The 14,499-nt window shown below is 43.6% G+C and carries 8 protein-coding genes and 2 pseudogenes; 3 read left to right on the top strand and 7 right to left on the bottom strand.

Annotated elements, in window-relative coordinates; genetic code table 11:
• The first annotated feature begins 995 nt into the window (after positions 1-995).
• Both parC and HBA_RS02755 read left to right on the top strand, forming a co-directional pair.
• Positions 996-3,222, top strand: a pseudogene (gene parC, locus HBA_RS02760) (DNA topoisomerase IV subunit A).
• A 186-nt stretch (positions 3,223-3,408) separates the two neighbouring features.
• Complete coding sequence (locus HBA_RS02755; protein WP_097032489.1) at positions 3,409-4,146, top strand: 1-acylglycerol-3-phosphate O-acyltransferase; 738 nt, start codon at positions 3,409-3,411, stop codon at positions 4,144-4,146.
• A 631-nt stretch (positions 4,147-4,777) separates the two neighbouring features.
• On the opposite strand, the pseudogene secA reads toward HBA_RS02755, so the two are convergent.
• Positions 4,778-7,467 (bottom strand): annotated as a pseudogene (gene secA / locus HBA_RS02750) (preprotein translocase subunit SecA).
• A 77-nt stretch (positions 7,468-7,544) separates the two neighbouring features.
• Positions 7,545-7,967, bottom strand: a complete 423-nt coding sequence (locus HBA_RS02745) for a hypothetical protein (protein ID WP_097032487.1) — start codon at positions 7,965-7,967, stop codon at positions 7,545-7,547.
• A gap of 32 nt (positions 7,968-7,999) precedes the next feature.
• On the opposite strand from HBA_RS02745, the gene HBA_RS02740 reads away from it, so the two are divergent.
• A complete protein-coding gene (locus tag HBA_RS02740) occupies positions 8,000-8,530 on the top strand; it encodes a DUF721 domain-containing protein (protein WP_097032486.1) in 531 nt (176 codons plus the stop codon).
• 82 nt (positions 8,531-8,612) lie between these two features.
• Here the strand turns inward: HBA_RS02740 and lpxC are convergent, their stop codons facing one another.
• From lpxC to murC, 5 genes are all read right to left on the bottom strand, one after another.
• Positions 8,613-9,533 carry a UDP-3-O-acyl-N-acetylglucosamine deacetylase gene (gene lpxC / locus HBA_RS02735; protein ID WP_097032485.1) on the bottom strand — a complete coding sequence of 307 codons (921 nt, stop codon included), beginning with the start codon at positions 9,531-9,533 and terminating at the stop codon, positions 8,613-8,615.
• A 116-nt stretch (positions 9,534-9,649) separates the two neighbouring features.
• The gene (gene ftsZ / locus HBA_RS02730) at positions 9,650-10,798 is read right to left on the bottom strand and encodes a cell division protein FtsZ (RefSeq protein WP_097032484.1); all 1,149 of its coding nucleotides are present in this window, start codon (positions 10,796-10,798) and stop codon (positions 9,650-9,652) included.
• Positions 10,799-10,869: 71 nt separating this feature from the next.
• Positions 10,870-12,126: a cell division protein FtsA gene (gene ftsA, locus HBA_RS02725; protein ID WP_097032483.1), complete on the bottom strand. Its 1,257-nt coding sequence runs from the start codon at positions 12,124-12,126 to the stop codon at positions 10,870-10,872.
• 29 nt (positions 12,127-12,155) lie between these two features.
• Positions 12,156-12,962, bottom strand: coding sequence for a cell division protein FtsQ (ftsQ, locus tag HBA_RS02720; RefSeq protein ID WP_097032482.1), 807 nt, complete (start codon positions 12,960-12,962; stop codon positions 12,156-12,158).
• Between the two features lie 56 nt (positions 12,963-13,018).
• Positions 13,019-14,497, bottom strand: a complete 1,479-nt coding sequence (gene murC / locus HBA_RS02715) for a UDP-N-acetylmuramate--L-alanine ligase (RefSeq protein ID WP_097032481.1) — start codon at positions 14,495-14,497, stop codon at positions 13,019-13,021.
• Positions 14,498-14,499: the final 2 nt, after the last annotated feature.

Here is a 14,499-nt window from a genome sequence, read left to right as displayed (position 1 = left end):
GTCCGCAAAGTTGGGGTGCCGGCATTTTTCTAAACATATTGTCTGTCTTTGATGTAGTTAAAACGGCTTTTGATGGGTGGATGACATCATACGATGAACAATGTTATCCCGTCTGATAAGATGATTTTAAATTCCTATTATTATATATGCAAATCGATCACATGATCGATATCATAATTAAAGCGACTATGATTCAACAATAAAAATAGAAAATTAGAATATTGCTAAGAATAATTACTATTCTTTGATCGAAATATCTGCTATAGCTACTCATATGTCTTCGAGTTACACGCCTAATTTCAACCAGCGATAACAGTACACCCGGTAGGTTTAGCCTTTTTCGCATTATTTTCGCAAGATCAAAGATACAAAAAATAGCCGTGACAAATTATATTAGTGTTCTGTTAGCTGCATTTAGACGCGGTATAACTATATAAAACATTAATAGTGACATTTATTATGTTGTTATAAATATTAGCGCGATGAGAATCTATATTTGCATTTGGCAGTATTGTTTAAAAATGCCTAATTTTTTTATCGTTTGCATAAAATGCAAAGGAAAGTTCAGTTTTATGTTACGATCACTGTTTAATATAGTTGGCAAACAAAGTATCTTCTCAGCATTTGTCTTTCGGCTAACACGGTTGACTTGAGCACTACGATAGCGGATAAACCCGTGTATTTTGTGCTAATTTGATTATGATTCCTATAATTGCCGTGATGATAGTTTTCTATATTTTATTTTCTTTCATAAATTAATTAGTTAACAAAAGATATATTTAAATGCGCGTGATAGTTTATCTAACTTCTGAGATTCTATTATTTATTTTACGGAATATTGCGTGACATAAAGATGTTAGCGTATTGGCGCTACGCTAGTGATTTTGCAGTCGTGGACCAGAAAAGTTAAGTATCTACTTGTAAATTCCATACCATCCGCTTATCAATATGATTTTGATTGTTCATGTAATCGCGGTCAAAGGAAATAATAATCAATGAGCGAGATAAATCATGACACCGGCGAACGTATGGCTCTGCATAAATTTATAGAAAGTGCATACCGTAAATACTCAATGTACGTTATCATGGATCGAGCACTGCCGTTTATTGGCAGTGGGCTAAAGTCGGTACAATGCCGTATTGTTTAAGCGATATAAGAATTATGGCTGAATGCTAGTGCAAAATACAAAAAGTCAGCGTGCACTATTGGTGATGTATCAGGTCAATACCATCCTCACGGCAATATCTCCTGCTTACGAAGCCATGGTACTGATGGCACAACACTTTTCGTGTCCGTTACCCTATGGTAGATGGTTAGGGTAACTGGAGAGCTCCAGACGATCCCAAATCTTTCGCCGCCATGCGCTAGACAGAATCGCGTCTGTCTAGCTATGCGCTGAAGTATTGCTTGGCGAGTTGAAGCAGGGAACTGTTAATTATGTGCCTAATTTTAACGGGAAGTTAGAAGAACCAAATATGCTGCGTCTAGATTACCTAATGTGTTGCTTAATGGCACGACTGGAATCGAAGTTAGAATGGCAACTGATATACCGCCGCATAATATACACGAAGTAGCGTCAGCGGTTATTGCGCTGTTAGAAAATCCTGCCGCTACTTTGGAAAACTTAATGGAACACGTAAAGGGACCAGATTTTCCAACTGAGGCAAGTAATAATTACCCCCTTGAAGATCTGCGTAAGATGTATAAAACTGGTCGTGAATCCGTGTGCATGCGAGCGCTATGGACAGTCGAAAATAGTGAAGCGGTCATAATATCTTTGCCGTATCAGGTTTCTAGTACCAAAGTGCTAGAACAGATAGCCATTCAGGTGCGCGCGAAAAAATTATCGATGATAGAGAATTTGCACGATGAATCTGATCATAAAAACCAGACTCGCCTGGTTATTGTCCCGCGCTCTAATTGCTGTGATATGATGCCGGTTATGCATCATCTGTTCGCCACCACTGATTTAGAACGTGGTTATCGCGTCAATATGAACATGATCGGTTTGAATGGCCGTCTGGAATTAAAAAATCTGAACGATATTTTGTCGGAATGGCTGGTTTATCGTCGCGGCATTGTGCGCCGCCGGCTTAACTTCTGGCTAGAGTCAATAAGACGTCGGTTGTACATTATAACAGGTTTGCTGGTCGCCTACCTCAACTTGGATGAGGTAATTCATATCATTCACTCCGAGAGTGAACCTAAACAGATTCTGATACAGCGTTTCGAGTTAAGCGATATCCAAGGTTGACGCTATTCTTGAGTTGAAACTCTGTCATGTAGCTAAACTAAAAGAAATGCAGTTACGATGCGAACAGAATAATCTTGAGAAAGAGTGTAACAATATCCAGGCAATCCTGACTTTTGAACGCAAGTTCAAAAGCATGCTAAAAAAAGAAATCAAGCGGATGCTGCCACTTACGGCGATGTACGTCTTTTACCGTTGATGCAACGTGAAGAGGCAAAATATTGAGCAAAAGTAAGCTTGCTGCCGCCGGAACCAATTACGGTGATTTTGTCTACTATGGGATGGATACGCAGCGTCAAGGTCCATACAATCGATCCGCATAGACTCTGTTACCGTTCCGGTGATAATTATTGGGTGTCAGTGCATGGAAATAGCAATCATCCAGTGGTATTTATAGATTCCACCGGACGTAGTTACGCATTAGAGTCTATTAACCTGCCATTGCCGCGCAGCCAAGGTGAGCCCGTTGACCAGTAAGCTTACTTTACCTCTTGTAGCCTCGGTTAAGCAAATGCTCACCGGCGCAGCCGATTAGAAATTGCTTATAGCCTCCGATGCTGGCTATGGTTTCGTGTGTAGCTTTTAGCAAGCTAAGTCACACGTAATCGTGCCAACAAGGCTCTTTTGACGTTATCTCAACAAAAAAAGTGTTGTTGCCGTTATGGATAAAAGATACTGCTCATAATTTATTGGCGCTAACTACTGCCGGGCGGTTGCTTATGTTCCCCGTTGATACTTTATCTCAGTTGTCGAGAGGAAAAGGCAATAAAATTATTTCTATTCCTTCCGAGGATATTGTTTCAGGTAAGGATGACCTCGCGAGTCTTTATTTGTTGTCTAACCAGGCTTCTGCCATTTTTCATATCGGAAAATGCAAGCGCATTCTGCGTTCTAAAGACTTGCAAAATTTAGTGCCGAACGAGGTCATAATAGAATACTGTTACCGCGCGGATTGCGTCATATTGATTAAGTGGAAATTATCGATCCACTAGTTGGCGCAAGAAAAGAAAAAACAATATCACTTGCATGACCGATGCTATACGGTAATAAATAATAATACTATGCTGTTTTAAACACCGTCCGCTGATCGAGATAATTATTGTGTATTTTGTCTGTAAGTTATTATACTAATCTCGGCTAAAAGTTAAGTGTAACTATGATTGCTATTGTTCGCACCATTTTTGTGGTGTTACTATCTATAACTATATGCATTTTTGGCTTAATTTACTGCTTGTTCAGCCCGCGAGATCCTCGGCATGTTGCTACCTTTGGCCGCTGGTTTGGCAGTATGTCTCCTATGTTTGGCATCCAATTGAAAGTTCGCTATCCCGAGGGTGTGACTCTACCGCAAAATTGCATTTATATCGCAAATCATCAGAACAACTATGATATGGTGACCGCTGCATATGTGGTGCAGCCTCGTACTGTAACAGTAGGAAAAAAAAGCTTGCTTTGGATGCCACTGTTTGGACTACTTTATTGGTTGACTGGTAATTTGCTTATTGATCGCGATAATAACACCCGTGCTCATAGCACAATTAATAAAATTGTACAACACATTAAAAAACGTAATATTTCTATTTGGATGTTTCCTGAAGGCACCCGTAGTCGCGGGCGCGGTTTATTGCCTTTTAAAACCGGAGCATTTTACGCGGCAATTGCCGCTGAGGTTCCTATTGTGCCAATTTGCGTTTCTAATACCTCAAACAAAATTAAACTCAATCGCTGGTCTAATGGCTTAGTCATTATAGAAATACTACCGCCGATTGATACTGCAAGTTACAATCGAGCACAAGTGCGCGTATTGACCAGGTATTGTCGGAACTTAATGAAAAATAAGCTAGATGAACTGAACGTGGAAGTAGCTAAGATAGAAGCGCTTGATGAACGCTAAAGATATTGACTTTAATGCTCTTTAGATCTTGTTGTTGCTCACGACACGCGTTCTATAAGCATCGATGGTATAAGCCTGCTTTATTAAAAATCTATTACCTCTTAACTGTTATTGTATCGAACAGCAGACGGTATGCCTACTATCTGCACGAAATTCAAACCCTTACCCCCTCGGGTGAGGATTATTCTGCTTCGTTAAGAAAAATAATTCGTGACCAGCGCACAGTGGGTTGCTTATAAGGCTTGTGTTTAGCCTAAAAAATTTACAGATTAGTAACTTGCCGTGAACACCAACACGCAAACATGCTTATCGGCAAGGATAGATATCGTTGTTGATGAATTTCGGACTCTAATTAGGTTTTATACCTTACATTACACTATTAATATTAAGGCAGTGTTAAAGTTTTTTATAAATAATTTCGCTAAGGCGGAAATGGCAATACATACTCCCCACCGAGTATAATGAATAATACCTTCTGCCATGATTAATAGCGACGTCGTTATTATCCTTCCTGAACATAAACTCATATTACTAGACCGCCTCCTTTTGAAAATATAACTTATTTTTAATAAAAGGTCCGGCAGATCTAGCGTAACGAACGATTGCTCACTGCTTTAATATTCTCGCCTGACTATAATTTTCCGTGACATTGTTTGAATTTCTTACCTAAAACGCTCGGACAAAGATTATTTTGCCCGATTTTAAGGTTTTCTAGCGCCGCGGAAGTATTACTCCCGTAACGAGTTTTACCGTCGACACCTGATAGTTCATATGCATGCCGTTTATGCCGTTTTTCCCCGTGGTCTCTACTTCTTCCGGTATGCGCACTTGCACTTTGCTAAGAGTGCTAATTACTTCATATTTTAGCGATTCGAGCATGAAAGAAAACATCTTAAAAGATTCGCGTTTATACTCTTGTTTCGGGTCTTTTTGCGCATAGCCGCGCAGATGTATGCCATGACGAAGATAATCCATTGCTGCTAGATGTTCTTTCCAAAATAAATCAAGCGATTGTAGCATGACACTTTTCTCGAAATTGCGCATTATGTCGCTGCCGACGATCTTTTCCTTATGTTGATATTGCATCAACGTATGATTAAGCACGCGCTCTCGTAAGGTTTCTTCTTGCAGGCCCGGTTCATTGTTCACCCATTGTGCAATAGAAAGATCCAAATCAAAGTCATCTTTTAAACATTGCTCTAATCTCTGTACATCCCACATTTCTTCTAGTGATTGGGGTGGAATATAGTTATTAAAAATAGTTTTTAGTACATCGTCGCGGATACTTTTGATGGTAGCGCTAATGTCGGATACGTTTAGCAATTCGTTGCGTTGGGTATAGATTGCACGTCGCTGATCGTTAGCGACATCATCATATTCAAGCAGTTGCTTGCGGATATCAAAATTACGGCTTTCCACTTTATGTTGAGCATTGGCAATCGCCTTGGTGATCCAAGGGTGCTCGATGGCTTCACCCGGTTTCATTCCCAGTTTTCGCATCATACTTGAAACGCGATCGGATGCGAAAATACGCATTAGGGCATCCTCCATCGATAAGTAAAAACGGGATGAGCCCGCGTCTCCCTGACGTCCTGCACGGCCTCGCAGTTGATTGTCTATACGACGCGATTCATGACGCTCAGTGCCAATGATATGAAGACCTCCTGCTGCCAACACTGCCTGATGACGCTGTAACCAGGCTTTCTTGATGGCAACGATCTTCTGCTTGTCCGGCGGCGTTTCCAGGGCCGCGATTTCTACTTGCCAGTTACCTCCTAATACTATATCAGTACCGCGGCCGGCCATGTTAGTGGCTATAGTAACTGCTCCTGGTTGGCCGGCCTGCGCGATGATTTCTGCCTCCATAGCGTGGAATTTTGCATTAAGCACCTTATGTGCAATACCGGTTTTTGTTAGTTCTCTGGAAATTAACTCCGATTTTTCAATGGAGATTGTTCCTACCAGTACCGGCTGACCACGTTGGGTGCAGGATTTAATATCCTCAATAATAGCGTCAATTTTTTCCTTTTCTGTCATATAGATCAAGTCAGAGAAATTTTTGCGTATCATCGGCTGGTTTGTAGGCACCACGATGGTGTCTAGTTTATAGATAGATCTGAACTCAAATGCTTCTGTATCAGCAGTCCCGGTCATACCCGCTAGTTTCTCATAGAGTCGGAAATAATTTTGGAAGGTAATGGACGCCAGTGTCTGGTTTTCATTCTTAATAGTTACATTTTCTTTAGCTTCTATCGCCTGGTGTAACCCTTCAGACCATCGTCTTCCTGGCATGGTGCGTCCAGTATGTGCGTCGACGATAATTACTTCATCGTTTTTAACAATATAATCTACATCGCGATTGAACAGTACGTGGGCGCGCAATGCCGCGATCACATGATGCATCAGTATGATGTTGGTGGATGAGTAGAGTGATGCTTTTTTATCCATAATACTGGCTTTTACTAGTAATTCTTCAATCATAACCAGTCCCCGTTCAGTTAAATTTACCTGACAAGATTTCTCATCTACCGAAAAGTGTCCCTCGCCCTGAAAATTATCGGAATCTTCTTTATCTTGGCGAATAAAATGAGGTATTAATTTATTCACGCGACGATACATATCGGAGCTGTCTTCCGCAGGACCGGAGATAATAAGAGGGGTGCGTGCTTCATCGATCAAGATGCAATCTACCTCATCCAGAAGTGCATAATGTAGTTTTCGCTGCACTCGTTCTTCTAGGCTCAACGCCATGTTGTCGCGCAAATAGTCAAAACTATATTCGTTATTGGTGCCGTAGGTAATATCGGCGGCGTAAGCCGCGCGCTTATCCTTCGCTGGCATCCCCGGTAGGTTGATGCCGACGCTTAGCCCCAGGAATTTAAATAACGGAAGGTTGTTTTCCGCATCACGCTTAGCAAGATAATCGTTCACTGTTACGATATGTACGCCTTTTCCACTGAGAGCGTTTAGGTACGCTGGCAAGGTGGCTGTTAAGGTTTTTCCTTCACCGGTACTCATTTCGGCGATGCAACGATTGTTAAGCACAATGCCACCCATCAATTGCACGTCAAAATGACGCATGCCGAACACACGTTTGCTGGCTTCGCGCACTACGGCAAAAGCTTCCGGAAGCAGACTATCGATGGTCGTCCCTTTTTTAATAAGCTCGCGAAATTTGATGGTTTTGGCTCTTAGATCTCTATCACTCAACTGTGCTATTGCTGGCTCCATTTGATTGATGGCATCCACTGTTTTTTTCATGCGGTGCAGGATACGATCGTTTCGGCTGCTCAAATATTTGGTAAATAATTTTGTTAACATAATTAGTTACATCTCATCACGGTCCCCGTTTATCGGCGACCAAAAGGCGTTGGTGGTAAAGTTACGATCTTTAAGGATTAAGCAGTAGCCCGTGGGCCGGCCCGTATTCTATGCAGTTGCATGAGACGAATATTGATGATGTAGTCGTAGATAAAGGCCATATAACTAGTTTGATGCAGTATGCTCATCGATACGCCTACTGCAGGCACCCGAGCAAAAGATAGATGACGAATGGCGGTGCTGATGATGACATGTTGGTGCCAATAATCAACAATGTAGGCTTTACGTCGTAGGGTTTGCTTCAGCATTGTCCGTTGGCTGCAATAGGTTTGATAAACTATTAACAGGCTAAGACTAGCAAAGTAATCGATCTTGTGCAGCATCTCCTGAACGTCGTCACGCGATAATAGCGAGTCAAATCCGGATACGATTATTTCCCCCTTGGGATGCAGACAGAAATATTTTATATTAAAGTGTTGACAACGATTTAAAATACCCATTACCAACTTATTTATTCCATTGGAGTTTTATTATGCGCTATAGTCATCCATATCCAATCGATAGTCTATTTGACGCCTCTACTGAGAGGCGTCTCGTGTCCTTATCGCAGATTAAACAACAGGCCATAATGTTGCTTAAACTTAACCGTATGGTCAACGCACTATTGCCAGCACCGATGCGTCCTTCCTGCCGTGTTGCAAATTTCCGACATGGCATGCTGGTGCTAGAAACCGCTAATGCTAGTTGGCAAATGCGATTACGCTATGAACAACCTCAACTATTATCTAAGTTAAGAACGCAAATTTTACCATCATTGTCGTGCATCGACATCAGGATTAACCCTAATTTGGCGAAAACACAGGCATTGACCGCTCAAAAGAATGACAACGACTGGCAACTTTACCGTCAGCTATGTGGAGAAAATACATGGCATTTGAGCTTACAGAGTGCCGCTTTTATTCGTCATGTGTCAGCAAGCAGTGAAGGGAAATTAAAGAATGCGTTGGAAAGATTAGCAGATCTTGCCGGAAAAAGTACTGATTACGTCCATCGAAAAAAATAGGTGCTTTACTGCTAATCCTTGCTTGCGCAAAGTCTTATCGGAAATCGCTGTGCATAGCTTTATTATCGCGCGAGGAGTACATTCAAGGCAGAACGAAAGAAGGCATTTTGAATGCTAGTGGAAGTTTTGCTACGTCCTCGAAAGTTACGAATTCGAAAGTTTCCTGCCGCGACAGCACTGCCTGTAATAGCTTGTTGTTCATAGCGTGTCCGGATTTAAAGGCGGTAAATGCTCCGATGATGTTATGACCACACATAAATAGGTCACCGATGGCATCAAGCATTTTGTGGCGGACAAACTCATCTGAAAAACGGAGTCCTTCTTCGTTTAGCACACGGTAATCATCGACTACGATAGCGCAGTCAAAGCTGCCACCTAGGGCCAAACCGTGAGATTGCAGGTACTTAATATCTCGCATGAATCCAAAAGTGCGCGCGCGGCTTATTTGGCGAACAAACGATTCAGCAGAGAAGTTCAAGAAATAACGTTGCGAGCTAGAATTTATCGCAGGATGTTTGAAATCGATGGTGAAATCGAGCGTAAAACCATTAAACGGTGCTAACTCAGTCCACTTATCTCCATCCGCGACACGTACTGCTTGTTTGAGACGCAAAAATTTTTTTGCGCTGTTCTGAAGTTCTTTAATGCCAGCATTTAGCAATAAGTAAACAAAAGGGCTAGCGCTGCCATCCATGATCGGAATTTCAGGAGCATCAACTTCAACGATTATGTTATCGATCCCTAATCCGGCTAGCGCCGCGTTTAGGTGTTCAACAGTAGAGATCCGCACGTCATGCTCGTTTACCAAGCAAGTGCACAACATGGTGTCACGCACTGCCTTGGCATTTGCGAGAAAATCTACCGGTGGGCTTAAATCGATTCTACGATAGACGATCTCAGTGTTTGCCGGTGCAGGTCGTAGTGTCAGTGTGACCTTTTTACCGGTATGTAACCCCACACCGGTAGCCTGCACGATACGTTTTAATGTCCGCTGTTTGATCATCTTTTCTTCTCATGATTTAACCATATCGGCTATAACTCTTTTATAATTATACGAGTCTAGTTAACGAAACAGTTAAACATAAAGAGCTATTGTTTTAACATAACATATAGCATGGGTTAATCCGCCTGCTTGCGCAGGAAAGCAGGAATATCCAAGTAGTCTGGTTCCGTATCCCCATGTGTGTTTTGGTCACTGACCATTTTTGCTACTGTTTTGAGCGAAGACATGCCTGCAGCGTGATCGCGGTAGCGATTATCCATGATAGGCGAGTTGCTTTGTTTATTATTCACCAGCGTAATTTCCGGTCGTTTATCCATGCCGATACCAGTTGCTACGACGGTAACGCGCAGAGAATCTTTCATATCTAGATCTAGTGATGTACCTATGACCACGGTGGCGGTGTCAGAGGCAAAAGCACGGACATTGTTACCTACTATTTCAAATTCTTCTAGTCGCAGATCGAAGCCGGCAGTTATGTTGACTAGTACCCCGCGGGCGCCAGACAGATCGATATCTTCCAGCAGAGGGCTAGAAATTGCTATTTTTGCTGCTTCTTCCGCGCGATCCTCGCCGCAGGCAACACCAGAACCCATCATGGCGTAACCCATTTCTGACATTACGGTGCGCACGTCAGCAAAGTCGACGTTCATTAGTCCCGGCTGGGTGATTAGTTCGGCGATACCCTGTACCGCGCCTTTCAATACGTTGTTGGCGGCGCCGAATGCATCGAGTAGAGAAATGCCGCGGTCTAAAACTTTCAGTAACTTATCATTAGGAATAGTGATAAACGAATCAACATGCTTTGAAAGTTCAGCAATGCCTTGTTCAGCGAACGCCATGCGTTTTTTGCCTTCAAAGTTAAACGGCTTGGTTACCACGGCAACAGTTAAGATACCCAGTTCCTTAGCGATTTCCGCTAGAACAGGTGCGGCGCCTGTGCCGGTCCCTCCGCCCATGCCGACAGCAATAAATACCATGTCGGCTCCCTCAAGTGCGGACCGCAGCGCTTCGCTGTCTTCCTTGGCGGCGTTGCGGCCCACTTCAGGATTAGCGCCGGCTCCAAGTCCTTTGGTAATGTTGCTACCGATCTGAATCGTTTGACCCACAGCCATTTTACGTAATGCTTGAGCATCAGTATTTACCGCGAAAAAGTCTACGCCTTCAATGCGCTCGCGCACCATATGCTCTATGGCATTTCCGCCGCCGCCGCCGACACCGATGACTTTAATCACCGCGTCGTTGGTTAATTCCATAGGTTCGAACATTATTCCTCTCCTTTTGTGCCTGTGACGTTGGAATCGGCTGTTTATATAACCAAATTCTGTATTGAATATCATTAAAATTCTTTGCACAACCAGTCACTTAACTTTTTAAACCATGTGCTGACAGACGTTCGTTTTTTGACATCTACTTTGCCGTTTAAATGTGTTTTTTTACCGTAATGCAGTAACCCAACGGTGGTTGAATAATAAGGTTCTTGCGCATAATCGGTAAGACCGGTGATGTTTAACGGATAGCCGATGCGAACCTGAGTGTGAAATACGCGTTGAGCGCATGCCGCCAGACCGTCAATTTGTGCCGCACCGCCAGTCAGCACGATGCCTGCAGCTAAATAATGCTTTAACCCCTGTGCTCGCAGTTGTTCTTGTAACTGTAAAATTTCATTGTTGATCATATTGAGCAGTTCAATATAACGCGGCTCAATGACTTTGGCCAAGGCATGGCGTTGTAGTATACGAGACGGCATCTCTCCTACGCTAGGCATTTCAACACTATCGTCTTTGCTGACTACTTCTCCCAGTGTGCAGCCGTGATGAACCTTAATTGCTTCAGCATCAGTGGGTGGAGTACCAAATGCATAGGCTATATCGCTAGTTACCACGTTGCCAGCGTAGGGAATGACCTTAGTATGACGTAGCGATCCGGCAGTATAGATCGCCATGTCCATGGTGCCGCCGCCTATATCTACGACGCACACGCCTAGCTCACGTTCATCTTCTGTTAATACCGCATAACTTGATGCTAAACCTGCAAAAATTAATTGGTCAACTTTCAGTCCGCAATGCTCAACTGCTTTGATAATGTTTTTTGCCATATCATTATGGCATGTAATTAGGTGAACTTTAGCTTGCATTCGCACGCCGGATAAGCCAACCGGATTCTTTATTCCTTCCTGATAGTCAATTTCGTAATCTTGCGGAATAACATGCAGGATGCGGTGCTCGTCACGCACCCGCACCGATTTAGCAGTGTGCACTACGTTCTCTATGTCTTCCTGTGTGACTTCTTCTTTGGAAATTAGTGCCATACCGATTTCATTCTGACAGCTAATATGTTTACCAGATAAGGCTAGATATACTGACAAGATTTGGCAGTCTGCCATCAATTCCGCTTGATCGATAGCACTCTGTACGCATTTTACTACCGATTCTAAATCGTTAACTCCACCTTTATCCATGCCACGAGATGGGCAACTTCCGACACCGATGATATGCACCACGCCATCAGGCAACACCTCTCCTACTAGAGCGGCCACTTTAGCCGTGCCGATCTCCAGTCCTACTAACAGTTTTCTGTCCGTCGCTTTGATCATTGTTATTTTGCCTGTGCTTGAGTCTGTGGCTACTTACTGTTTTTTGGCTCTATATAGGTCCCCGTTATCCAACCGACGGCCATACCCGAGTCATAGCGTAGGTCTACGTAGTTTATACGCTTATTATCGTTAAAAGCCTGCTGGAAAAGAACCGGACGAATCCCGATAAAGCGCTGTAAGCGCTTAACTTGATCGTCCCGTCCTAGCTCTAACTGGGTATTATCCCTTAAAGTTAATTGCCACGCATGACGGGAGCTCATGTTTACCGCTTTGAGTTGAATTTTGGCGGATATCAAAATATCATTTATCTTACGGTAGCCAGCTAAGACATTTTGTTCACTGCCTTCAGGTCCATAAAGCATCGGCATGGTTTGATTGCCGAGGCGCGCTTCCGGCACATAGAACACTTTGCCGCTATTATCCAGTAGATGTAAATCATTCCAGCGCGCCACCGGCATATATTCTTCTACATGGATTTTTAATTCATTCGGCCACTGTTTACGCACGCTAACCTGTTTAATCCATGGCATGCACTCAATCTGATGTTGAATGATGCTGACGTCTTGCGTTCCAAATGTGTTTGGAATCCCTAACTCTATAATCGCCTGGCGAATATCATTATTGGTGGTATAGTGACGCACTCCGGTTACTACCAGTCGGGACAGCGGTAAACGATAGACGTTTTTTATCCAGACTACAGCTATGAAACCGCTGCATGCGATAATACTAAACATAATTAATAGGCAGATTAGACGCGAGAGCTGATGGCCGATGCTGCGGTACGCAGCATCTTTATCCGTTTTACGATTGCGTACGTTTATCTCCGCTTGTGACATGTCAGCCAGTCGCCTCCTCAAAGACCAGCTGATAATACTGGCAAAAATAGGGCCATTTAATAACCACCATTCCGTCCCTCGTTCGCCTGTGGTTGTAGGCGGCTATCAGCTAATTGACGGGCGATTTTACCTACCGTGCCAGCTCCTTGTATTAGCACTAAATCATTATCTTCTAAGGCCATAGCCAGCGGCGCCATCAGCGCATTAATATCCGGTACTAAAATAGGGACAACCTTGCTGCGCCCGCGTATTGCTCGACACAAAGAGCGACTATCGGCACCGGGTATCGGCGCTTCACCAGCGGGATACACGTCCAACATCAGCAAGACATCTACACTAGATAACACGTTGGCTAGATCTTCGTATAAATCTCGCGTACGCGTATAACGGTGCGGCTGAAATACCATCACCAGCCGCTTTTCCGGCCATCCAGCCCTTGCAGCTTTGATGGTGGCTTTCACCTCGGTAGGGTGATGGCCGTAATCGTCAACCAGCATAACTTCACCCTTTTTACCGTTGACATTGCTCAAATCATAGCGACCCAAATCATCAAATCTCCGTCCTGTCCCCTGGAATTGAAGCAGCGCTTGTAAAATACTCTCATCATTAATGCCTTCTTCTGTTGCCACCGCGATCGCTGCTACTGCATTCAACGCATTGTGTTGGCCTGGCGCGTTAAGTTTCACTCGCAAATTAGACTTATCTTGTCTGGTCAGGGTAAAATTGCCGCACGCACCATTTTGGCGGTAATTAGTAATATGCAAATCAGCATCTTCACTGAAGCCGTAGGTGCTGATTTTTCTCCCGACGCGTGGCAGTAGTTCACGAATTACCGGATCGTCGATACACATGACCGCTCGGCCGTAAAACGGTAAATTATGCAGAAAGTTTATGAATGATTGCTTTAAATTTTCAAAGTTTCCTTGATAAGTATCCATATGATCGGCTTCGATATTGGTTATGATCGCTACCATCGGTTGCAAGTGAAGGAAGGAGGCGTCACTTTCATCTGCCTCTGCAATTAGATAGCGGCTGCAGCCTAAACGGGCATGCACGCCGGCAGCTTTAACCAAACCGCCGTTAATAAAAGTTGGATCCAAACCGGCTTCGGCGTAAATGCTAGCCACCATGGCGGTCGTGGTAGTTTTGCCGTGGGTGCCTGCGATGGCTATACCATGACGAAAACGCATCAATTCCGCTAACATCTCCGCGCGCTGAATAACTGGAATACGCGCTGCTTTGGCCGCTACAACTTCCGGGTTATTTGGTGCAATAGCGCTTGATACCACCACCACACTGGCTGGGCTGATATTTTCTGGTCGGTGATTGAAATATATCTTTGCACCTAAATCAATCAGTTTATTAGTCACCGCGTTCTGCGCCATATCAGATCCGCTAATTTGATAGCCCTCGTTTGCTAGCACTTCCGCGATACCACCCATGCCAGCCCCTCCAATACCGACAAAATGAATTTGCCTGACACGACGCATTTCGGGTATAAAAGTTCGCAGTTTAGATAGTTGTTGTGTATTCACAT

Origin of the sequence: Sodalis endosymbiont of Henestaris halophilus, from assembly GCF_900161835.1 — a bacterium.
Classification (GTDB): domain Bacteria; phylum Pseudomonadota; class Gammaproteobacteria; order Enterobacterales; family Enterobacteriaceae.
Note: the sequence above shows the minus strand (reverse complement) of the source record. Positions and strands in the feature narration are given on the sequence as shown.

Bases quoted from the DNA above. Each gene is read 5' to 3' on its own strand.
- lpxC (WP_097032485.1), bottom strand. From the start codon at position 9,533: ATGATCAAACAGCGGACATTAAAACGTATCGTGCAGGCTACCGGTGTG.
- HBA_RS02745 (WP_097032487.1), bottom strand. From the start codon at position 7,967: ATGGGTATTTTAAATCGTTGTCAACACTTTAATATAAAATATTTCTGT.
- ftsQ (WP_097032482.1), bottom strand. From the start codon at position 12,962: ATGTCACAAGCGGAGATAAACGTACGCAATCGTAAAACGGATAAAGAT.
- ftsZ (WP_097032484.1), bottom strand. From the start codon at position 10,798: ATGTTCGAACCTATGGAATTAACCAACGACGCGGTGATTAAAGTCATC.
- HBA_RS02740 (WP_097032486.1), top strand. From the start codon at position 8,000: ATGCGCTATAGTCATCCATATCCAATCGATAGTCTATTTGACGCCTCT.
- ftsA (WP_097032483.1), bottom strand. From the start codon at position 12,126: ATGATCAAAGCGACGGACAGAAAACTGTTAGTAGGACTGGAGATCGGC.
- HBA_RS02755 (WP_097032489.1), top strand. From the start codon at position 3,409: ATGATTGCTATTGTTCGCACCATTTTTGTGGTGTTACTATCTATAACT.